General features: G+C 57.8%; 20 protein-coding genes. 9 read left to right on the forward strand and 11 right to left on the reverse strand.

The features are described from left to right. The first annotated feature begins 40 nt into the window (after nt 1-40). Together M5R41_09300 and M5R41_09305 are read left to right on the forward strand one after the other, a co-directional pair. On the forward strand, nt 41-1,351 hold the full coding sequence (locus tag M5R41_09300) for an ATP-binding protein (protein ID MCZ7556584.1): 1,311 nt from the start codon (nt 41-43) through the stop codon (nt 1,349-1,351). A gap of 129 nt (nt 1,352-1,480) precedes the next feature. Beyond that, nucleotides 1,481-3,157: a putative Ig domain-containing protein gene (locus tag M5R41_09305; GenBank protein ID MCZ7556585.1), complete on the forward strand. Its 1,677-nt coding sequence runs from the start codon at nt 1,481-1,483 to the stop codon at nt 3,155-3,157. Between the two features lie 595 nt (nt 3,158-3,752). Here M5R41_09305 and M5R41_09310 read toward each other — a convergent pair. The 6 genes from M5R41_09310 to M5R41_09335 form a co-directional block, all read right to left on the reverse strand. After that, the gene (locus M5R41_09310) at nt 3,753-4,583 is read right to left on the reverse strand and encodes an alpha/beta hydrolase (GenBank protein ID MCZ7556586.1); all 831 of its coding nucleotides are present in this window, start codon (nt 4,581-4,583) and stop codon (nt 3,753-3,755) included. An 8-nt stretch (nt 4,584-4,591) separates the two neighbouring features. Next, on the reverse strand, nt 4,592-5,092 hold the full coding sequence (locus M5R41_09315; protein MCZ7556587.1) for a hypothetical protein: 501 nt from the start codon (nt 5,090-5,092) through the stop codon (nt 4,592-4,594). A 398-nt stretch (nt 5,093-5,490) separates the two neighbouring features. Then, nucleotides 5,491-6,711: a serpin family protein gene (locus M5R41_09320; GenBank protein ID MCZ7556588.1), complete on the reverse strand. Its 1,221-nt coding sequence runs from the start codon at nt 6,709-6,711 to the stop codon at nt 5,491-5,493. 13 nt (nt 6,712-6,724) lie between these two features. Further along, complete coding sequence (locus M5R41_09325; GenBank protein MCZ7556589.1) at nt 6,725-8,116, reverse strand: hypothetical protein; 1,392 nt, start codon at nt 8,114-8,116, stop codon at nt 6,725-6,727. Between the two features lie 26 nt (nt 8,117-8,142). Further along, nucleotides 8,143-8,706, reverse strand: coding sequence for an RNA polymerase sigma factor (locus tag M5R41_09330; GenBank protein ID MCZ7556590.1), 564 nt, complete (start codon nt 8,704-8,706; stop codon nt 8,143-8,145). A gap of 99 nt (nt 8,707-8,805) precedes the next feature. Next, the gene (locus M5R41_09335; GenBank protein ID MCZ7556591.1) at nt 8,806-9,435 is read right to left on the reverse strand and encodes a rhomboid family intramembrane serine protease; all 630 of its coding nucleotides are present in this window, start codon (nt 9,433-9,435) and stop codon (nt 8,806-8,808) included. A 122-nt stretch (nt 9,436-9,557) separates the two neighbouring features. Between M5R41_09335 and M5R41_09340 the strand changes: the two genes are divergently transcribed. Next, nucleotides 9,558-10,043, forward strand: a complete 486-nt coding sequence (locus M5R41_09340; protein ID MCZ7556592.1) for a DinB family protein — start codon at nt 9,558-9,560, stop codon at nt 10,041-10,043. A 67-nt stretch (nt 10,044-10,110) separates the two neighbouring features. Here M5R41_09340 and M5R41_09345 read toward each other — a convergent pair whose 3' ends face one another. The 3 genes from M5R41_09345 to M5R41_09355 are packed head-to-tail and all read right to left on the reverse strand — an operon-like array spanning nt 10,111 to nt 12,512. After that, nucleotides 10,111-11,211, reverse strand: a complete 1,101-nt coding sequence (locus tag M5R41_09345; protein MCZ7556593.1) for an alkaline phosphatase — start codon at nt 11,209-11,211, stop codon at nt 10,111-10,113. 43 nt (nt 11,212-11,254) lie between these two features. Next, a complete protein-coding gene (locus tag M5R41_09350) occupies nt 11,255-11,926 on the reverse strand; it encodes a redoxin domain-containing protein (protein ID MCZ7556594.1) in 672 nt (223 codons plus the stop codon). A gap of 1 nt (nt 11,927) precedes the next feature. Further along, complete coding sequence (locus tag M5R41_09355; protein ID MCZ7556595.1) at nt 11,928-12,512, reverse strand: DUF192 domain-containing protein; 585 nt, start codon at nt 12,510-12,512, stop codon at nt 11,928-11,930. 486 nt (nt 12,513-12,998) lie between these two features. Here M5R41_09355 and M5R41_09360 point away from each other — a divergent pair, with 486 nt between their 5' ends. The 6 genes from M5R41_09360 to M5R41_09385 all read left to right on the forward strand — a co-directional run bounded on the left by M5R41_09360 (nt 12,999) and on the right by M5R41_09385 (nt 18,132). Further along, a complete protein-coding gene (locus M5R41_09360; protein MCZ7556596.1) occupies nt 12,999-13,520 on the forward strand; it encodes an RNA polymerase sigma factor in 522 nt (173 codons plus the stop codon). Further along, on the forward strand, nt 13,513-14,229 hold the full coding sequence (locus M5R41_09365) for a hypothetical protein (protein MCZ7556597.1): 717 nt from the start codon (nt 13,513-13,515) through the stop codon (nt 14,227-14,229). Before M5R41_09360 ends, M5R41_09365 begins: the two co-directional genes overlap by 8 nt. A gap of 6 nt (nt 14,230-14,235) precedes the next feature. Then, nucleotides 14,236-15,735, forward strand: a complete 1,500-nt coding sequence (locus M5R41_09370) for a hypothetical protein (protein ID MCZ7556598.1) — start codon at nt 14,236-14,238, stop codon at nt 15,733-15,735. Next, nucleotides 15,735-16,385 carry a hypothetical protein gene (locus tag M5R41_09375; GenBank protein MCZ7556599.1) on the forward strand — a complete coding sequence of 217 codons (651 nt, stop codon included), beginning with the start codon at nt 15,735-15,737 and terminating at the stop codon, nt 16,383-16,385. Before M5R41_09370 ends, M5R41_09375 begins: the two co-directional genes overlap by 1 nt. A gap of 103 nt (nt 16,386-16,488) precedes the next feature. Further along, nucleotides 16,489-17,610 carry a glycosyltransferase family 4 protein gene (locus M5R41_09380; protein ID MCZ7556600.1) on the forward strand — a complete coding sequence of 374 codons (1,122 nt, stop codon included), beginning with the start codon at nt 16,489-16,491 and terminating at the stop codon, nt 17,608-17,610. Nucleotides 17,611-17,673: 63 nt separating this feature from the next. Beyond that, nucleotides 17,674-18,132, forward strand: coding sequence for a hypothetical protein (locus M5R41_09385; protein MCZ7556601.1), 459 nt, complete (start codon nt 17,674-17,676; stop codon nt 18,130-18,132). A gap of 134 nt (nt 18,133-18,266) precedes the next feature. Here M5R41_09385 and M5R41_09390 read toward each other — a convergent pair whose 3' ends face one another. After that, the gene (locus M5R41_09390; GenBank protein ID MCZ7556602.1) at nt 18,267-19,328 is read right to left on the reverse strand and encodes a glycosyltransferase; all 1,062 of its coding nucleotides are present in this window, start codon (nt 19,326-19,328) and stop codon (nt 18,267-18,269) included. Nucleotides 19,329-19,335: 7 nt separating this feature from the next. Next, on the reverse strand, nt 19,336-20,913 hold the full coding sequence (locus M5R41_09395) for an alpha-amylase family glycosyl hydrolase (GenBank protein ID MCZ7556603.1): 1,578 nt from the start codon (nt 20,911-20,913) through the stop codon (nt 19,336-19,338). Nucleotides 20,914-20,984 lie beyond the last annotated feature (71 nt).

A 20,984-nucleotide genomic window follows, 5' to 3' on the forward strand; every position in this document is an offset into this window, starting at 1 on the left:
CACGGGGTTATGACAGAATACACAATGAGAGAGTGTTTGCATGATTGACCTGCTCAAGGAAATAATTCTTGATTTTCAGGAACTTGACCCGGCAACGGGGATTCCCCGGCGCATCGCGGTTACTCCGGTGCCCGGTAAAGCAACCGTATGCATCGGTGTGCGCCGCGGCGGTAAATCAACACTGATGTCGCAATTCATGATGAGGTTGCGCGACTCGGGTGTATCCCGGGAGAACATTCTCTACCTGAATTTCTTTGATGATCGCCTGCACTGGCTGCGACATCACCAGCCAGGAGTGATTTCCGAGACCTATTTCTCGCTCTACCCGGAGAAAAAACATGTCGAAACAGTGTATTGTTTTTTCGACGAAATCCAGGTCGTGCCGGGCTGGGAGTCCTTCGTTGACCGCTTGATACGCATGGAAAAATGCGAGGTATACATCACCGGATCTTCGGCTCACATGCTTTCACGGGAGATCGCAACACAGATGCGTGGAAGAGCGCTCTCATGGGAACTCTTCCCGTTCTCATTCCGGGAATTTCTCGATTACAAGCGCATCGCGAGCGAGGGTCAACTCTCGACAAAGAAGCGCCTGACTGTACAAAAAGCATTCGAGGAGTATTGGGAGACCGGTGGTTTTCCCGAGGTTGCGGGCATCAATCCTGCGCTGCGGATAAAGATCCATCAGGAATACTTCAATGCGATGCTTTTCCGTGACCTCGTCGAGCGTCATGACATCTCGCATCCCAAGGCGGTCGCGGATCTCGCACATTGGCTGGTGGACAATGCGGCCGCGCTCTATTCCATAAACAAGCTGACCGGCTATCTGAAATCCTTGGGTCATAAGGTTCCGAAATCCACTGTTTCGGATTATCTCGATTGGTTTGAAGATGCGTACGTCCTGTTTACTGTGCGGATCTTTGACGCATCGCTGGCCCGGGCCAATACGAATCCGAAAAAGATCTATTGCATCGATCACGCTCTGGTGTCCTCCGTAAGTTCCGGTATTCTCGTCAACTCCGGCCATCTGCTTGAGAACCTTGTATTTACTGCACTGCGCCGGATAACGCCGGACATTTTCTATTACAAAACCCGGACCGGTCGCGAGGTCGATTTCATCTTCGGGCGAAGAGCTACGTCGCACAGGCTTGTTCAGGTTTGTGAATCTCTCGCCGCTCAGCAAGCCCGCAAGAGAGAAATAACAGCTCTCGCCGAAGCCATGAAAGAACTGAAGCTGTCTCACGGTACCATTGTAACGCGCAATGAGGAAGAGCGGATACAGGTCGATTCCGGAACGATAGACGTGCTGCCCGCCTGGCGGTTTTTGTTGAGTCTCCCTGACAGCGCCTGACCTGCGCAGCCCGAATCATCGCGAATCCGCGTACCCCCGTTTTTTGCATCTCTCCGCGTCTCATCTTTTACTATCTTACGAAGTTATGCGAATTCTCAAGATCTCAGCAACACTCGAAGTGGCACGATAATGAAACAACTGCTGTACTGTCTGTTTTTCCTCGCCTTCACCGCTCCGGCCGGGGCGCAATTTCTCGAGCAGATCACCGTCAAGGAGCCGCTGTCGCTGGTACAATCCCGCGCACACAGCGATTTCGCTCCCGACGCGGTGCTTACGCACGCCATGTTCTACGGCGTGGAGTATCAGGGCATTCGTCTGGAAATGGATGTGACGAACGGCAAAGCCAGTGGCTGGGTGTACCGCTACTATTCCCCCGCACAGAATGCCTCGGCGTGGTTCGTCGGCGTGAAAGTCACCATACTCGGATATCAGGCCATCAAGTTCGATCTCGATACGCTCAGCAACAACGTGCCGGTGGACCTGGGCAGCACGCCGCTCAGCGACTCCTGGGTGGATTCGGACGCGGCCTTGCAGGGCTCGAAAGATGGCGGTGCGGAGACCTTCCTGCAGCAGCACCCCGACACGCGCATGCTGCTCGCATTGATCATGAACAATCCCGTGCAGAACGGCTACGTACCGATGGGACAGTACTGGCTGTTGCGCTACGGAGCGAGCACCGATACCCTTACCTGCCTGGTGCATGCCGAAACCGCCCTGCCCTTTCGCTGCCTGAGCGGCAACGCCCCGCTCATCACCTCGCTGCCGCACACCGTCGCCCGCGTAGGCGAACCCTATCAGTACATCGTCACGGCGTGGGGCACACCGAGTCCGACCTACGCGCTCACGACTTCTCCCGCCGGGATGACCTTACATCCGACCAGCGGTGTCATTACATGGACGCCCGCTACAGGACAGGAAGGTCCGCAGAACGTCACGGTCACGGCGGTGAATCCCTCCGGCAGCGATGCGCAATCCTACACCATCGCGGTGCAGGGCTCGGCCACCGGACCGCGTATTACCTCCACGCCGGTAACCGAAGCGATTGCGGGCAAGCCCTATACCTATCAGCTCGCCTCGTCGGCCAGCCCTCCTCCGCAATATGCGCTTGTGGAATCTCCGCAGGGTATGATCATCGATGCGGTGCGCGGCACGGTGTACTGGTCTCCCACGCGCGCGTATGCCGGTGCGCACAACGTACGCATCAAGGCGAGCAACAGCGGCGGCGACACCGAACAGGCCTACGTCCTCGAAGTGTACAAGGCGCCCATCATTTCGGCGGTCTCGAACAAGATCACGGGCCCAAATCTCCCGTTCTGGTATTCCCTCGAAGTGGATGCGCGTCCGCAGCCCGTTTTCAAATTGAATGCGGCTCCCGCCGGCATGGAAATCGACACCGCCTGGGGCTTCATCACCTGGACCCCGACGGATACGCAGCTCGGCACGCACGTTGTGTTGATTCAGGCGACAAACCGCGCGGGCATGCATCAGCAGAGTTTCGAGATTGTGGTGGACGCCACGGTGTCCGTCCCTGATCTGTCCCAACCGCAATCATGGAAAGTCGCCTCTGTGTGGCCGTCTCCCGCACGCGAGAGCGCCAACATCTCCGTCTCGACGCGCAGCGCAGGACTGCTCCGCGTTGAGCTGTTCGACGCGCTCGGACGGGTAGCCTCAGCCATGACGCGGGACGTACAGTCCGGAAGCACCTTGCTTTCGCTTCCCACCGCAGATCTGACGAACGGCCACTACCTGCTGCGCCTCAGCCTCAACGGCGAAATGGCCTCGAGGAGACTTGTCATCGCGAAATAACAGCTTGGCTGCCGCCGCGGCTCCAGACGATATTAGAATTGAATGCATACGACAACCGCTCCGGGATATTTCCGGAGCGGTTTTGCATAGATCGATTCCAGGCGCTGTAATCTGTAGTACTGGCCGTTTCAGGCAGGTTTCATAGATATCATGCAGACTGGTGGCCGATTACGTCGCGTATTCGCTGTTCACTTTGTCCCATGCATACCGAATCAGAAATGCGTCATTGCTGTGCCGCACGGAAAAGGACTGCGAAAAGCCCCAACCCTGTCCCCATACTCCCTATTTGCTGTGCTCGGCTTTGTGCAGGAGCAGACGAAAACGGAGAGGATGAGGAATATTCTCAGCAAAGTAGTCCGCAAAAGGGAGGTGAAATCGTCGTGAAACCGCTTGGGACACTCGGGATCGCCAGTAGTTCCTTGTGGCCACTCAGCAGAGCATTCGGATTCCGGCTTGCAAGCAACTCATTGCAGACGGAAGTGAATGGAATCCCCATTACATATAACGTTCTTGTACCGATGTCCCCGTACAATGCTGTACTCCACCCGGCCGCCCTGACCTGCCAGGCATACCCTTCGTGTGGTGGTCGCGGGACTTACTCCCGGCTGCGCGCATCCTCGACGAAACGGCAGACCGACGCGATCACCGCTTGCCGCTCCTCCAGATGCGGCACATGCCCGCAATCCTTCAGCCAGAGTATCTCGTGCTTGCCGTGAACATGCTCCGCTATAGCATCCACCTGTGCGCGGCTGCCATAGGCGTCGCGTTCGCCCTGGATAATCAACACCGGACAGGTGATGAGCCGAAGATCGTCCAGCATATTCCATTTTTTCATGCCGGGCTGCAACCAGGTGCCGGCCCAGGCGGAAAAGACGGCGTCCGTCTTGTCCCCGTGATAGCGTGTGAGCTTGGCGCGGAGATCCGTTTCAGTATATAACCGCTGTGCGTCGCGTATGCCGTCGAGCGTAATGTCCTCGATGATCACATGCGCGGCCATGGACACCACTCCCACCGCTGCCTCCGGAAAGCTGGACGCAAATTTCAATGCTATCGTGGCGCCGTCGCTATGTCCCAGCAGCAGCGGCCGCCTGATATTCAATGCGGAAAGGAGCGCGGGCAGTACGACCTCGGCCTCCTCTTGATAGAAATGCAGGTCCCGGGGCTTGTGCATCGGCGAGGATTGCCCGTGCCCTATCCGATCATATACAACACCGTCGCAGCCTGTCGCCTGGCATAATTCTTTGGGAAAACTTTTCCATTGCCCGACGCTCCCGAGCGCCTCGTGCAGAAACAGCAGTGTGGGAGACTGCTCCCTCGTCTCCGGAGATCTGTGCAGCAGCAGCTTCACATAGATGGAATCACCGTTCACTTCTATGTGCATCGCGCGTTCGAGTATACTGTCGCCTGCGTGCGGGTTGCGTGTCATGGCTGAGCTCATGGCTGCGCCGGCATGCCCATTGCTTCCCATTCCTCGCGCGCCGGGCCGTAGATGCCGGGTACACGCAGTCCGGCTTGCCGCATGAGTACGGTGAGCTGTGCACGGTGATGAATTTGATGCACGAGTAGTACGGAAAGCGTTTTCGCATTGCTCCACATCTCGCCGTACATGTCATGCTCCGTCGCGAGGGTTTCGTCCGTCCAGGTTTGCAGCAATTGCTCACGCAGCGAAGTCGCCGCAGTCGCGTACACCTGCGCTATCACGGCCGCGCTATCCGGCGCCGCATCGTGCTCGCCAACTCCTTCTATGCCGAGTCCGACGCGTTTCGTCATCTCCGGCAACGATGTAACGATATGCCACGCCAGCATCCTGATGTCGCGTCCTTCGGGCGAGACCCTTTGCGCCAGCGATGCGTCGGTCAGTGCGTTGAACATGCCCAGTGTCGCATCCGCTTCGTACTTCCAGTCCCGCAAAAATTCATTGATGGTGTGATACATGGTCCGTCCTGTAGAATCGGTGAATCATATCTTGTAATTTACGGGGATTGGGTGGGATACGGAAATCGCTCTGATGGAGGGGAGGGGAGGGGAACGGTAAAAAGTAAAGGGTGAAGAGTAAAGAGCGGTAAAGTAACGAGTAAAGAGTAAAGGGTGAAGAGTAAAGAGCGGTAAATTGTATATCGGTGAAAGTGCCAATAATAACGTGCTCATCATATCAGACACCGACCCCGCTATATAACCTTTCACCTCTTCACCTTTTACCCCTTCACCCTTTCACCCTTTCACGATCTACCCCCTTCACTCTTCACTCTTTACTTCACCAATCGCAACAGCGGCGTCCACCGAAAAGACGAACGCCGCTGTCATGGCTGTGTTTGCCGGGAGAAAGATTTGCGTCAGTTGCCTATACTCGCAACGCGGCCGATGAAGAGAATGGCACCGGTATTCACCTCGTGGATGACGAAGATGAAAGGCCTGTCCGCACGCAGTGTGGGTGGTACGGATACAACGCCGACGCCGACGGATGTCGCAGCGGCAGCTTCCGTCCCCTCTTCGTCCACCGCGATAAAGGTTTTCTGGCGAACACTGCTGATATACAATCCTCCCTCCGGATTGATTCTGGTAAATTCGGCGACGCCGGGCTGGAAGGCCCTCGGCATGCCCATGGCCTCAAGTGTGGTGTTGAGATTGTGGTCATCCTCGAGCGTGAAACGCGGGATTTGCACTTCTACGTCTGTTTCCACCATGTTTTCAAGAATGCCGGTGGCGAATTCGGCCTCACCGAGACTGCTCTCCAGCATGCGGAGAGTTTCCACGTTTTTCGGCACGAGAACCGCCATGCGGTAGCGGTCCCAGCCGTAGGGAAGATCGGCAACGGTGTACAGCATCGTCTCGAGGTATCGGACTTTCGCCTTGCGCGCCATCATGGGCACGGTTTTCTTCACGCCGCGAATGTCGGTGAATTCCGCGTCGCGCGTGTTTTTCGCGTCGAATTTGTGCTTCCACTGTCCTTTGAAATACACGGCGTTGATCAGGTACATCACCATTTCCGGCGATATGGGCGGATCGATGATGGACGGAATTTTTCCGCCGGTGTGTGTTTTCACCCAGTCGTTGATGATGCCCGCCGCATCGGCGCGATCGAAATCCAGGTTGCGGGCCTCCGCGTCGAAACTGGTCTTCAGCGTGGAGATAAAGTCCGGCAGCACGGAAAAACCCTGCCGCGTCCACACCGAGTTCGCTATCGTCGTGGTCACACGGGGATCCATGGATTTGAGCACGTCCATGAGTCCGCGGTATCCCGTGTTGATGTCGCCCTGCGCCAGGGTGCCGTGCCGGAGGGCGTCACGCATTTGCGACCAGGTTTCGCCGTCGGCGCCGTTCATCGTCATTCCCAGCGCCAGCGAGGCGCTGAGAGGCGAGAGGACGATATTCGCGTCGGGTTTCGCATTCGCGACAGTGGCATACAGGCCCCAGCCGAAGGCAGAGGTGGAGCGCGAAATCTGTCGCTCGCCGGCCGTGAGTTGTCGAATCGGAGTGGGCTCGTCGGGCTGTGTCGCCTGCTCCGAGCACGCGGGGAAAAGCATTGCTATCAGAAGCGCGGGTAGAAGTCGCATCGTCATTCTCCTGTCAGAAACCGAGGGCTACGCCAAACGAGTAATTCAGTTTCGCGCTGTAGTAGGAGGTCTGTTCCACGGAGTATCGAAGCATGCCGCCTTCGATGCCCACGTTGAACATGGAGAAATTCGAGGGATACATTTCGACGCCGATGCGCACTTTGCCGAGCGGGCCCTGCTTCGTGGCGCCGACGAACGTGCGCATGTACGGATAGATCATGCCGAACATTCCGTACTCGGGCAGCGACAGCTTCCAGACTGCGCCGAATACATCGAGCATGCGACGCTCCTGGAATTCCGCCATGGTTGCTGTTTCCGCAGGTACGCCGACCTGCAGGACATTCGGGTCATCCGTCGGGAAGCGACGGACGGGGATCATCCGGGAAAATTCCTGTCCGAAGTCTTCCCGCCCGTATTCGAAACCGAAGGCGTGATGCTCGGTGGCCTTGTACACCGCGCTGAGCGCCATGTTCTCGAACACCTTATGCGAACTGTGCTGTAGGTCCACATCCGGATATGATTTGCCGTATTGCTTACGGATTTCAAATACCATGTTCGAAAGCAGCGACGCTCCGGCAACCGGTCGGAAGAAATGCCAAGGCTCGATGATGCCGGTCTGTGTCATGCTAATTGGCTCCGGTGCCGGCGTACGCAGGATGATATCGTCGGCAGTACGGCGCAGGACCACCGGCAAGGCGACAAACGTTGAAGCGGCCGGCCCCGGATACGCAAGTGCATCCGGCTGTGGCATGGCAACTGCCGCTCCGGATTGCCCGCTGCTCACAGGCTGCGTGCGCAACGACGCCATGGGAGGAAGAGAGGGCGTAGAGGAAATGCCTGCCGTTGCCCTTGCAGCGTCCTGTGGCGGGGATGTCGCTCCGGTTACATCCGTATTCTCAATCCGCGGCTGCCGCGGGTCCGCGTTCTCGCGCGGTTCGTACGCCTCGGATTGGCGTGTTCCCTGTGTGTATGACTCAACGGTTTCGACCCCAATCCCGCCGCCCGGTACTGCCGGGGTCTCGATTGCGGCACGCTGATCATTGTATGTGAACAATAGGGCTGTGATGCCGGCCGCGGCGACTGCGGTGGCCACGTATCCGCGATATTGCGACAACCAGGTACCGAGGCCGAGGATGGCAGCGGCGGAGCGTTTCAGCCAGGAAGACGAGGCGGCGGGAACGGTTTGCGGGGTGGAAAGACCGAGATCAACGAACAACTTTTCCTTGACATGCGCCGGCGTGGTAATGGATGCCGCGTCTTCCTGAATCATGGAATGCAGCCGCATGTGCTCCAGGAATTGCCTTCGCAGTTCGGGATCGGCCGCCATGTCGCTGAACAGCGCATCCTCAAGCGACTCGTCCAGTCCCTCGTCGAAAAAGCCGTGTAATAATTCCTCGTGACGCATGGGTCGTCTGCTTTCTGTACTACTTGCTACTTGTTGAGGTCGCTGATGTACGGAGAAAGAATACTCCGCACCTGATCCTTTGCGCGCATCACACGGATTTTCAGGGATGCGACAGAATCGCCTGTGATTTCGGAAATTTCCTTGTACGAAAGCCCTTCATAAAATCGCATGATGAATGCCTCTCGATAGGTGTCGTCCAGCAGGTCCAGAGCCGAACGGATGAGATTCATCAATTCGTTGCGCTCATACAGCGGGACCTGCTCGGCAATTTGCTGCTCGTCGTCAAAGGGCGACCATTGTACCACATTTCTTCGCGTGTTCAGGAAAATGTTTCTGGCGCTGGTGAGCAGATACGCAAGGATGTTCAGAATCTGCTCGTCCGTCTGCGTGTGCTTGTAGAAGCGTGTAAACGTTTCCTGAAAAATGTCCGCCGCACTGTCGGGATCGCCTGTCATGCGCAGGCAAAAGGTGTACACTCTGCGTTCATACCGGGAAAACAGCTCTCGAAACGCTGCGTCCTTCTCCTTGCCGTTCAACTTGAACGCCGCGAAGAGCTCTGTGTCGGTATGTCTGCTGAAATCCGCGGACATGGATCGCGTTGTTGGTCTTCCGGTTATTGTCCGGTGCGAAGCTGCGCGAATCCGTCTATATAGACACTGTCGCGCAGAGTCGGTTACAAATTAGCACGTTTAGCCGCCATTCAACAGCGTTGCAATCCCGGTCAAAAATATCTGCACTGACCGGGGATCGAGTATGACCGTGAGCAGCAGGCCCGAAAGTGCTCCGTACAGATGCACGTCGTGACCGACATTTCCCCACTGTCGCTTATTGCCCATAATGCTGACAAGCACAAACAGCACCGCAAATACGGGCCACGGCAAGGGAATCGGCAGAAGAAAGATCATGACTTTCGCGCCCGGAAAATAGAGCATCCCGCTGAAAAACAGGGCGGAAACGGCGCCGGAAGCGCCCAGGGCGCTGTAATGCGGATTATCCCGCTGTTTCCGTGTCGGGAGTATGGCGGCCGCCGCGACGCTCGCCAGGTAGAGCACGGCCAGTCGCGCGCTTCCCATCACGCTCTCCAGCGCAAAGCTTACGGAATACAACGCGATCATGTTGAATGCCAGATGAATGATATCAGCATGTATGAAACCGTAGCTGAAGAGGCGGTAGTACTCGCGTCTGCGGACAATATCCCATGGATACAGCAGTGCCGCGGCGCGAAACCGTTCCGAACGAAAGGCAAGAACGCTGGCCGCGATAGTGGCTGCCAGCAGTATCCAGGAAACAGGGAAGGCGGTAAATCCGGGATCGGCCATGCGGTCTTCCGTCTTGTGTCGTGTTCAGTGTAAAGGTAACTTTTCTGTCGGTCATCTTCTCAACACGGAATGCCGTCGTTCCGGTTCACACACCGCATTCTGCAGTACGAAAGGTCCTTCGCATGGATACGTTGTCGCAACTGAAAAAAACCTTTGTCTGGAATACCCTGGCCAACAAGCGCGTACTCGCCGCAATCGAAGAAGCTGCAGCGGATGCGGCTGTGGTGACCTTGCTCTCGCACGCACTCATGGCCGAGTACATCTGGTTCCTGCGCATCGAGGGCTTCGACACCACCACGCGTGAGGTGTGGCCGGCGTTGAGTCCGGCCGAATGCCGTGAACGCTGCGGCGAAAATGACGCCATCATCAGCGCGTATCTCACCAGTGCATCGGAGGCGGAACTGGCGCGGGACGTTTCATACAAGAACAGCCGGGGAGACGCGTTCACGACCTCCGTTGCCGATATCCTGACCCACGTCACGCATCACTCCGCCTATCACAGGGCGCAGATCAACCGGCGACTGCGCGAGTGCGGCGCGAAACCTGCGGTGGTGGACTTCATCTCCTTCGCACGCGGCGAATGGCCTGAAACCGGCGTGCAGGGCTGAGTATTCCACGAACAGCGGCTGACGGTGTCATGGTAGCGGCCTCGCACTGCTTCGCCGGACTGCCGGATCACGGTGTACCTTCGAAGGCTTTGTCACCGAGGCAGTGGAACAGCTTTCTGGCCAGTTCGTCGTTGCGCTGAATACCACCGAAACGCTCCGCACCCGGTCCGTAAGCGAGCACGGGGACAAGTCCGCCGCTGTGTTCCTTGTGCAGCCATTGGCCTTGCATGTCCGATCCATCGGGATTCGTACCCATGACTCCGAGTCCGCCGGTTTCATGATCGGCGGTCACAACGATGAGTGTGTTACCGTCCTTCGCGGCGAAATCCAGCGCAATTCTGACCGCGTTGTCGAAATCGAGCAGTTCGTCACGTGTCCGTGCAAAATCGTTGTCGTGGCAGGCCCAATCAATTTGCGATCCTTCGAGCATGAGCACGAAGCCGTGTTCCTTTTTCGACAACAATCGCAGCGCTTCGCCAAGCATTTCGGCAGACGTCGGCTTCCGCCCCGGAGCCGGAGCAGTGCCGTCGTTCGCCGTGAGCCAGATGGCCTTGTCGCTGCCGTCGGCAGGCGGATTCTGTGTAACGGACACAGTGTATCCTTTATTCTGCATTTCGGATAAAAGATTACGGCCATCGGTGCGCTTGCCACCCTGCCCTTCAGGCAAAAACCATTGACGTCCGCCTCCAAAAATGACGTCTGCACCGGACGCTGCCATCTGTTCCGCGATGTCGAATTCCAGTTTCCTTGAGGACACATGCGCCAGGAAGGATGCCGGCGTGGCATGCGTCACCGAGCTGGTTGCTATAACGCCCACCGCCTTCCCGAGGTCACGGGCAAATTCCAGGAGGGTCTGTGCGGGCTTTCCGTCGGATCGCAGTCCTACCGACGCGTTGTTGGTGCGATAACCGGTGCTCAACGCCGTTCCTCCGGCCGCCGATTCCGTGACAAAATGTGTCGCGGACTGTGTCGCGCTCAATCCCGCCACGGGAAATTCGAGAACCGCCGCACCGGGCTTCGCCAGCACCAGAGCACTCAACTGCCCTGTACCCATGCCGTCGCCGATCATGAAGATGATGTTTCCGGGCTGCTCTCGCTGTGCGGTGACAATTGCAAGCGGAAGGAGCAGCAAGTGAACAATATGAATGACTCGATATCTGCCTCTCATTCGAAAATCTCCATGACATCATTGCTTAATCGCATCGGTACGCTTACACATCGCTCTCGTTCTGACGGACAATCGCGCAGCCCGGAGCGGGACGCTCGCTCACCAGCAGAGGGCGTCCGTCGAGCAGTGTGTCCAGGGCCAGCGAGAGGCTGGGATGCGTCATGTGCGCGCCCAGCTTTTCATCGTCAATCTGTCCGTGATAACGCAGCTTCCATGCGGCATCGAAGACGAACACCTCGGGTGTAACCGCAGCGCCGAGCGCATCCGCCGCCGCTCCGTGTTCGTCGCGATACACCGGCAACGGGTACTTTCTCCGGGTGATATACCGCTGCATGCCATCGATGTTTTCGTTCGCACTGGAATGGATGGCGGCGAAGGCCACGCCCCTGCCCTCATACTGCGTGCGCAGTGTTTTGAGACGATCGATATATCCGTCGGAGCAGGGACACAGGTAGGAGCAAAACACCAGCACCGTGAAGCGCTGTCCCGCGAGTTCGTGCAGCATGACGGGAGTGCGTGCAAGCGAGAGGAGCGCGAGGTCTTCCACGACGATTCCGTGCAAAGCGGATGGCGAGGAAACGGAATCGTCCTCGCACACCATAGGCGTTTCCGTACCCGGCGTCCCTTCGGGCACGGAGAACCACGAAAATGCGACGATAAGCACAGCCGCCAGAACAAGCAGTGCGAGCAGAGAAAAAAGCAGTTTCCGGGTCATTTCACGTACCGCGCCTCGTCCATGACACCGATGCTCCCTCCACGATACCATGTCGCGCACAGAATCCGGCAATCACCTCAATCACGTACTGCGCGGGTGCGGAGGAGGGGATGGATTCTTCGGAAAACGGCACGGTGTTGCGTCTGATCGTGACGATGCGCAGTGCAGAATTAACGTACAAAATATCCAGAGGAAGCGGTGTGTTTGCCATCCAGAAAGACCGGTATTCTTCATTCGGAAAAAGGAACAGCATGCCCTGGCGCTCGCCCATGCGCGTACGGCCCATGAGTCCCTGTGTGCGTGCTTCCTCGCTTTCGGCGATCTCTACGGAGATTTCCACGAGATTTTGACCGGATGCATCCGTGAAACGCAGTGCAGCGTCATCGCGAAACACGATCTCGCCTGCTGGTGCTTTCCGCTCCGCCATCGCCTCGCGGGCTTCCTCGCCCGGTTTTGGGAGGATAAACTGCGAGACGACGAGGAAAATCACGGCGAGAAAGAGGAGGATGCCTCCGATAACGATCAGCGGTGCGTACCGTCCGACTGCACCGCGGTTATTTGTGTGAGTTTTGCTTACTTTTTTCATACCCAACATCGTTCTCAATCGGCTGAAAGTCAAAAATAGTCATTTTCCCTGAAGAAGACGATACGGATACTCACGAAAGCGCCTGAGGGGCATGACAGACAGCATTGCGGCAGCGGCAAGTGCTCAGAAATGTACCGGCATCCTCGCATCGAACACAGCACCCCCAATTCGCTGCTCCTCGCTCCCGGCTGCTACGCGATGAACAGGCCCTTCCATGGAATGTTGAGGTAGTATTGCATGCACCAGTTCATTTCATCGGCAGCTTGCGGTGATTTCCGCGGCGGAAAGTCACATGAAGGCCCGTCGGACCAGAAAACGGTGTTGTGACAGACGCCGAAACGGAATGAAAATAATCTGCTTCTCCCTCTGATAATTGCCCTGAAAAATGTAACTTTCCCTACTCGGAAGCGGTCATTCAACCACGGTGATTTTTGCGGTTTTTCACCGGATTCCCAACAATTGCCGAGCTTAGACATCGATTGATTGATGACGGAACACGACAGGCGCTCGCGCTTCGATGCAATTTACGCCCAGTACGACCGGCGTGTTCTGGCCTATTGCGTGTACGTGCTGGGCGACAGAGACAAAGCGAACGACGTGTTTCAGGATGTGTTCATCAAGACGTACACGATGCTGCACACCATACGTGAGGAAGACAAAACCGCCAACTGGCTTTTTCGCATTGCGCGCAACGAATGTCTCAACGCGATGAAATCGAGACAACGTGACGACAGACGCAACATTGCGATAGACGACGATTTCGAAATCGCCCAGCCGCAGCCGCTTTCGATGGACGATATCGATCAGACACAGCACCTGAATTGGGCCCTGGCACAGCTCTCTCCCGAGCACCGCGACGCCCTTCTGCTCGCCGAGTTCGAAGGCTTTTCCCTGAAGGAAATTGCCGAGATGACGGGAGCGACCGTTTCCAACGTAAAAGTGCGCATTCATCGCGCGAAACTCAGAATGCAGAAACTCCTCGAACCGATATTGCACAACAATGAATGAACGCATCCACGAACTGATCATCGGCTACCTGCACGGAGGCAACACCCCCGAACAGGACAAAGAGCTGTTTGATGCATGCAGCATGCATCCCGAGACCGCAGAACATCTGCGCATGCAGATCATGCTTTCGCTCAAACTCCGCGGCCTGAGGGAACAGACACAGGTTCCCGCCGATCTGAGAAACGACCTGCTGCTCCGCGTGAACGAACTGCAGGCCGGACGGGAAGCCGCGATGCCGCCAGCTCCCGTTGCGAGCCTCGCTCCCCGCCGCTTCGGCTGGGCACACATGTTCGGCAGCGCTCTGGCAGCGGGTGCCGCCGTCTGGATGCTCTTCTTCTTCGTGACCGAGAGCGATATCCCCGTATCGAACGCGGGCATCATCGATACGCTGCGCGTTGTGGAACGAGACACGGTCGTGCAAACCCGTGATATTGTGCGTCCGGTGTACATCACACGCACCGCGGAGCAGGCACGTCCCGACGATGCGGCGGCGGAAGACATGCCTGCGCTCACCGACAGACCGGTCGCTCCGGACGCCGTCACACCCGACATCCCGTCCGTACTCGAAGATGTGAGTTACGCGGAGGTGCAGCCGTTGCGCGAGCTGCAGCGCCAGGCAAAGGTGAGCCAGTATCTCCAACAGTACAACGCCATGCTGGCCTCGGTAGAGTCGGTTCAGCTCACTTCACGGGACAGAGTCTCACAGTAAAGCAAGATGACGAGAGCTTCCCGATATACGGCGCTGACAATTCTGCTGCTCACGGCCATGAATCTGCATTCGTTGAAATCGCAGGACATAAGCCGCTACAGTGTTTCGGACGGCGGCGAGCTCTTCAAACGCGAAGTGCAGCAGGCCTTGCGCACTGCTGCCGGGAATCCCGCGCTGCCGCGGCTGGATTGTGCCGTCGAGTATCTGCGCCGCGATACCGGGAATGAAATCGTCTACCGACGCGGACCGATCGAGCTGCACCTCTCGGGCATTCCGACAAAGGAAAGCGGAACGGTCTCATCAGGTGGCGCACCAGCGTCCGCGGAGCAGGCACCGCCAAATTTCCTTGGGGGCATGCTGCTCGATCTGCCGCGGGCGGGAGAAACAACGGAGGATCTTGCCCTGAATCCTGACGGCCATCGCTACATGCTCCGTGTCGCGATTGTCCCGGAGAGCTACGCGGCCTCCGTCCTGCGCGCGCGCGTCATTCTGGAGCGCGCAGTAGTCATCGAACGCGGAGACAGTGTGCGGGTCATCAACAGCGAAGTGTTTTCGCGTCCCGTCGAACTGGAAGGCAATCTCCCGCTCAAATTCGATCTCCCCCCCTGGGATGCCCTCGCGTCGGACGGCCGACCCTTGCTGCCGACGGCGCTGTCCGAGGCCGTACTGCTCACACTCGAAACACCGCGACATTTCGCTCTCGCGCCGAATTTTCCGGAGCCGTTCAACGGCCGCACACTCATCAGTTACGCGGTGCCTACTCAAAGTTATGTCCGGCTGGCCATACGCTTACAGGGGGAGGAGCAGGTACTCGACGAAGGACAGCGCGAAGCTGGGGTATACGATGTCGCATGGAACAGCGGAAATATTCCCGACGGGAACTACACCGCCGTACTCGAAGCACAAAACGCGAACGGTGCCGCACTGTACCGCGACGAACGTCCGATGACGAAGAGCGCCTCCGTTCCCGATATGGCGCAGAGACCATCCACAGTATCCAGTGTACCATCGGTCACCGCTGCCCTCTACCCGCAGGAGTACAAACTGTTTTCCGCAGGCATTGAGAGCGGTCTCTCGTATCAATTCCCCGCGGATCAGGCGAAAGGTTTCCGCAACATGTTCACGCACATGGCCTTCCGTGCCGGGATGCGTGTGACACGCTGGATGGAAGTCGGCATCGTCGCCGGACAGGATGCGTTTCACGAGTATCCGGCGAATAATGTCGATATCGAGAAGATCTCCGATTTCGGTGGTGTCGTGGCCTGGACGTACGGCTACGCAGGCCCCTATGTGCGCCTCCTGGCGTCGTCAGGCGCACTCATGCCTTTCGTACAGGCATCCGCCGTCTGGAGCGATGCCGCCGCCGGAGCCGAAGTCACCGCCGGCTTGCGCGCTGCGCTGCTGCCGCAGATCGAGGCGTATATCGGTCCGAGTCTCTTCTCGCATTTCCGCAGCGAAGTCAGCACGAAAGTCGGATTGCACTATGGCATGACGGTCCGTTTCTGATGCCGCGCACACTCCACCATATCGCCGCAATGCTCATCGGGTTGTTCCTGCTTGCTTCGTGCGACTTCCCGGCCGATCCCCCATTGAAAACGCTGGACGGTACCATCACGCCGCCTGTGGCGGACACCGTGCGCACGCTGCTGCGGCTGACCGGCGAGGAGAGATGGACCTATCTCGTGGATCCGCGCAACCGACCGTTGAGCACTCCGCGCACCGTCTCTCCGCGCAAACTCGAAAAAGATGGTTTCGAATTTTATTATCTGCCGTACTTCTATATCAGCGGCGGCCCCCTCCCGAACGTGTTCGCGTTCCCGTCGCTTCTGCGCAACGACACGCTGGGTCTGGCGTTTTATCAACCTCTCATCGCCGAGGATACCACGCGCCTTTCCCGCCAGCCGAAGTTCATGTTCCGCCTTCCCTATCCCGCGAGAAAGGGGAGCACGTCCCACGGTGGTGATTATCGCGTCGTGTGCACGCACACAGACACCATGATGACCATTCTTTCGAGCGGGATACAGATTCCCACTCACCGCTACGAGGTTTGGCGAGGCAGCTTCCCCTCACATGTATTCTACGTCATCCCCGGCGTCGCGCTGCTGCGTATTGTGGTGGAGGATATGACCTACCACACCGTCGGCTGGTCGCTCTGAACTTCGCCTCCTGTGGCATGAGGATCAGTGCGAGGGATGTCGTACGACCTCCGCTTCCCCCCCCTCGGATTCCACAGCTCGCCGAATTTCTCCATATTGGAGCATGAATGAACGTCGTGGAATAGCGTTATTGTGCACGACACGGGCGCTGGGAGGGATAGAACTCAATGTGCTTCGCATCGCTTCCTGGCTCCGTGCACGTGGACATTCCTGTACCGTGTACGGAATAGAGAATGCACCGCTGGTCGAACACGCGTCCGCGGCCGGCATTCCCGTGCAAGCGCTGGAGCCGGTGAGGAGGTACGGCGCATTCGGCGCTGCACGGCGCCTCGCCGCACAGTTGCGCGATCGAAATGAGCGCATACTGTTTCTGAACGCACCCCGCGACCTCAATCTCGGTGTACTGACGAAACGCTTCAGCCGACCTCCCCTACGCCTCATCCAGTTTCAGCATATGCAGTTCGGTACAGACAAACGCGATCCGTTCCACTCCTGGGAATACCGGCATCTCGACGCTTGGATCGCTCCGCTTCCCTGGCTTGCCGGACAAGTCGGCACACGAACAACCTTTCCACGTGACCGCATCCATGTACTGCCCTTCGGGATTGACATCGAGCGCTTCATGCGGAAACCGTCTCAAAACTCTGCACGCCGCCAGCTACAGCTTCCGGAACGGGTTTTTCTCTGCGGCACCGTCGGACGATTTGATCACGGGAAGGGCCAGGAATATCTCCTGCATACCGTCGCATCCCTCAAAGCATCGGGTTGGGATGTCCATGCCCTGCTTGTCGGCGAGGATACACGCGGTGAGGAGCAGGCGTATGGGGCGTACCTGCGCAAACTTTGCTCTGATTTGAATATCGTTGACCGTGTGCATTTCCGACCTTTCCTCGACGCGGTCGAAACAGCTTATGCGGCAATGGATCTCTTCGCTCTGACCTCCATATCCGAGACCTATGGGATGGTCACTATCGAGGCGATGGCATCGGGACTTCCGATCATTGCGACGGACTCGGCAGGGACTCCCGACATCATCGAGAATGAAAAGACCGGCTTGCTGATACCCGTGCGCGACGTCGGAGCCCTTTCCGACGCGATTCAGCGACTGCTGCGCAACAGAGACGACGCGTTCCGGCTGGGTGCGGCCGCAAGCGCGGAAGCTGCACGACGTTTCTCGCATCATACCTACTGCGCGGGGATCGAAGCCGTCCTCGACGGATTGTGAACCCGGCAGCGGAATTTCGTGTTTTGCTACTTTCCTCCTCTATCACTTTCACAGGTTTTTACGATGTTCAAACACGTTTCATACATTTTGTCCGCAGTGCTCCTGCTGACCGTTGCCTGCTCGAAGCAACAGGGTGGTGACGCGGAGCAACAGACGGATGCGACGGCGCAAACAGCGGACGCTCCGGCCCAACGCGACATCTCCACGGCCACCCTTGTCCAGCTCGATCCTGAAATCCAGAAGTACGACGATGCAGTCACCGCAGCAAAAAAGGCCTTTGACGCCGGACAGAGCGCCGAAAGCAAGGCGGCGCTCGTTAAGGCGTACACGGATTTCGGTGACTACATGCAGTACGAAAGCCCCGTTTCTCCCCGACAGGGCAAATATCACCGTGCGCTGGTCGAGTATCGTCACGCGCTTGTGCTGGATCCGGGAAGCAACAAGCTCATAGGTGAAATAACGCAGATCGAGGACATCTATAGAAGCATGGGACGCCCCGTCCCCGGCGACGAGAGTCTCTGACAACAATCCTCTTTCCCTGTCCCCCGACGCCCGCATATTGAGGACACGTCTCGTCGTGTCCTCTTTCTTTATAAGAATGTACATGATGCAGAGGCATGTTGCGGTCGAGCTCGAAGCGCCGGCGCAGGTCTGTTTCAGGGGGAAGGGAGCAATCGCTCATACACCTCGAGCGTCCCATGCAGCATGGCCTGCATGCTGAAGTGCTCCCGGACGAATACACGCGCCTGTGCACCCATGGTTCTCATGGTGTCGGGATGCTCGAGGGCGTAGAGCATCCGGTCCGCGAGCGAGTGCGCGTCGCCCGGAGTGAAGAGCAATCCTGTTTCGCCCGGTCGGACGAGTTCACGCAACTGTGGCAGGTCCGACGCAATCACAGGCACTGCGGCAGCGAATGCCTCGAGTATGGCATAGGGCAAGGCATCGAGTGCGTCGGAGGGAAACAGCAACGCCATAGGGTTTCCGATCTCTGTCCAGGGATTGTCAACATACCCGTGGAACCGCGTCGCATCAGGTCGAGACAGCAGGTCAGCTTTCGCCCGCAGTTCGTCCTGCAATGTGCCGCCTCCGTAGTACCCGATACTACAGCGGACGGTGTCGGGGAAATACGTCAGCGCGTCGAGCGGAAGCCCCGGCAGTTTCTGCGGCTCCATCCTCCCCACAAATACGAATTCTGTATCTGTTATTGCATGAGGCCGCTGTCCTTCCGCCAATGGAACACCATAGGGTACGACACGCACGTTTCCCTTTCTGTACAGGCGCGCGTTGCGCAGAAAGGAGGAGCGAATGGACTCCGAAGGCGCGATGACGGTGTCGGGGTACCAGGGCAGGAAAGAAAGATCAGCGAAGTCGTTATGGACGGTATACACGCGTCTGATGTTCTCATCGCGTGCAGCCGCCGCACCGAGCATGGTGGCGAAGCGGCTGTGCATGTGGAGTATATCGATACGCTCGGTGATCAGAAAGCGACGGAGCGCGGTGATGGTGCGTACCGCTCCGTACGGCGACTTCCTGCGACCATCCTGCGAGTACAACGGCAATACGAGGACGTCGTCGCGCGCGCGCAGCGTGTGACCGTCCGGCACCCAGGTCGCTATCCACGATGTGACGTCCTGTTGCGCAAGGCCCTCGGCCAGGTCTATGACATGTCTGAGTACGCCGCCGGCATCCAATCTGTTGATGAGGTGCAGAACCCGCATTGCCCGCTCATCTCGGAAGGAAGAGCCGGACACTCCGCGGCGGACAGGACAGCCGGATACTGCCATCCGCCTGCGGATGCAGGATTTCCCCATCCGGCCAGGCCGTCAGACCGTGCGCGCTGTGGAGTGTCACAGCGCTCGCGGCATGGTGCCGGTTGACGAAAGCATACGCCGAGGTGGCGTTCATGGTCCGCTGGAGAATGATTTCATTGCGCATCGTATCGATGTATGCGACGCGACTATTGCCTTTTCGCAGAACGGGTGTGCGCTCGCGCAAAAGGGTCAGCATCCGAACATGGCGCCAGGTATCCGTAGCGGGGTCGAAGGAGTCGCCCGCGGCATTCCTCCCTTTCCAGCCCGTGGAAAACATGCTTTCACGATTTTCGTAATCCGCTTCTCCGCCGAGGAAGTTCTGCTCGGTGCCGTAGTACAGCACAGGTATGCCTTCGGCGAAATAGAGGAGCGACAACGCCTGATGCAGCAGGGCTCTATCGCCACGCGCTATGTGAAGAAAGCGCGGCATGTCGTGGTTGTCGATAAACGTGGGCAGAAACGGCCGGGTGTCTGGATGATACAGCGCGAGGTTGGCGATGCTTCCGGCGATGACGTTCACAGAGGCGTCTCGTACAAGCACGTCGCGCACTGCCTCGGCAAAGCTGAAATTGAGCACCGCATCGAAGCCCGGACGGCCGAGCGAATCCGGCCGGGTAAACGGCGCGCAGATTTCGTCCTCGCCGGAAAACACCTCTCCGAAGATAAAGAAATCGCTTTTCCCGAGCTGCAGGGCACGCACACGCAAGGCCTCAAGAAACGCGTACCAGAAAGGCATATCCACATGCTTCACCGTGTCTACACGATAACCGTCGCAGCCGGTCTGCTCCATCCACCACGTCCATATCCTCACCATGATATCGAGCACGCGCGCATCCTCCGTGCGCAAGTCATCCAGACCACCGGGGAGTTCTCCGAGCACCTGCCAGGGATCGGCCCAGGCCTTCGCTTCGCCGAAATTATGGTACAGCGAGAGGTCCTGCAGCTCCTCGGGCAGCGGGAGCAGGGTGCTGTCGCGCCAGACCAGTTGGTAGCCGGCATCATTCCATTCCCACTCCCCCCCCACCGGTTCGGACAGAGGACCGGTATGATTGCACACGATATCGAGGTACACGCGTATGCCCAGAGCGTGTGACTTGCGAATGAGACGGCGCAGGTCCGCCATCGTCCCGAGCCGGGGATCCACGGTCAGAAAGTCCTGTATCCAATATCCGTGAAACGCACCGGGTACGTTCTTCTGCACAGGGGCTATCCAGATCGCATTCACACCCAGGGAGCGCAGATAGCCGAGGCGTCGCTCGATACCTTTCAGATCGCCACCCTGCACCGCCAGAGGATTGGATGCATCGGAGAGTCCGTTGCGATTATTGTTGGCGGGTTCCGCGTCATCGAAGCGGTCGGGCATTATCATGTACATGAACACATCGGTGCGCTCCGGCAGCGATGGCACGGCCTGTCGGAAGGACGACAGGACGAGCAGGGAGAGCACGAAGGTCAGTAGCAGAAGGCCAATGGAAATGATGCGGGATTTCACATGTTTCGGTGTTGCAATGAAAAGAACATGTATGGTATGAAATTTCCGGTGAAGGTCCAACCCGTGTTTCG

This window comes from Bacteroidia bacterium (assembly GCA_027493955.1).
Taxonomy (GTDB): Bacteria; Bacteroidota; Ignavibacteria; order SZUA-365; family SZUA-365; genus JAOSJT01.

What these genes read in the sequence shown, in the direction of transcription:
- M5R41_09340 (MCZ7556592.1), top strand. Translation starts at nt 9,558, where the DNA reads ATGGATACGTTGTCGCAACTGAAAAAAACCTTTGTCTGGAATACCCTG.
- M5R41_09350 (MCZ7556594.1), bottom strand. Translation starts at nt 11,926, where the DNA reads ATGACCCGGAAACTGCTTTTTTCTCTGCTCGCACTGCTTGTTCTGGCG.
- M5R41_09365 (MCZ7556597.1), top strand. Translation starts at nt 13,513, where the DNA reads ATGAATGAACGCATCCACGAACTGATCATCGGCTACCTGCACGGAGGC.
- M5R41_09330 (MCZ7556590.1), bottom strand. Translation starts at nt 8,706, where the DNA reads ATGTCCGCGGATTTCAGCAGACATACCGACACAGAGCTCTTCGCGGCG.
- M5R41_09355 (MCZ7556595.1), bottom strand. Translation starts at nt 12,512, where the DNA reads ATGAAAAAAGTAAGCAAAACTCACACAAATAACCGCGGTGCAGTCGGA.
- M5R41_09345 (MCZ7556593.1), bottom strand. Translation starts at nt 11,211, where the DNA reads ATGAGAGGCAGATATCGAGTCATTCATATTGTTCACTTGCTGCTCCTT.
- M5R41_09300 (MCZ7556584.1), top strand. Translation starts at nt 41, where the DNA reads ATGATTGACCTGCTCAAGGAAATAATTCTTGATTTTCAGGAACTTGAC.
- M5R41_09370 (MCZ7556598.1), top strand. Translation starts at nt 14,236, where the DNA reads ATGACGAGAGCTTCCCGATATACGGCGCTGACAATTCTGCTGCTCACG.
- M5R41_09325 (MCZ7556589.1), bottom strand. Translation starts at nt 8,116, where the DNA reads ATGCGTCACGAGGAATTATTACACGGCTTTTTCGACGAGGGACTGGAC.
- M5R41_09390 (MCZ7556602.1), bottom strand. Translation starts at nt 19,328, where the DNA reads ATGCGGGTTCTGCACCTCATCAACAGATTGGATGCCGGCGGCGTACTC.
- M5R41_09310 (MCZ7556586.1), bottom strand. Translation starts at nt 4,583, where the DNA reads ATGACACGCAACCCGCACGCAGGCGACAGTATACTCGAACGCGCGATG.
- M5R41_09335 (MCZ7556591.1), bottom strand. Translation starts at nt 9,435, where the DNA reads ATGGCCGATCCCGGATTTACCGCCTTCCCTGTTTCCTGGATACTGCTG.
- M5R41_09380 (MCZ7556600.1), top strand. Translation starts at nt 16,489, where the DNA reads ATGAATGAACGTCGTGGAATAGCGTTATTGTGCACGACACGGGCGCTG.
- M5R41_09320 (MCZ7556588.1), bottom strand. Translation starts at nt 6,711, where the DNA reads ATGCGACTTCTACCCGCGCTTCTGATAGCAATGCTTTTCCCCGCGTGC.
- M5R41_09315 (MCZ7556587.1), bottom strand. Translation starts at nt 5,092, where the DNA reads ATGTATCACACCATCAATGAATTTTTGCGGGACTGGAAGTACGAAGCG.
- M5R41_09385 (MCZ7556601.1), top strand. Translation starts at nt 17,674, where the DNA reads ATGTTCAAACACGTTTCATACATTTTGTCCGCAGTGCTCCTGCTGACC.
- M5R41_09375 (MCZ7556599.1), top strand. Translation starts at nt 15,735, where the DNA reads ATGCCGCGCACACTCCACCATATCGCCGCAATGCTCATCGGGTTGTTC.
- M5R41_09360 (MCZ7556596.1), top strand. Translation starts at nt 12,999, where the DNA reads ATGACGGAACACGACAGGCGCTCGCGCTTCGATGCAATTTACGCCCAG.
- M5R41_09305 (MCZ7556585.1), top strand. Translation starts at nt 1,481, where the DNA reads ATGAAACAACTGCTGTACTGTCTGTTTTTCCTCGCCTTCACCGCTCCG.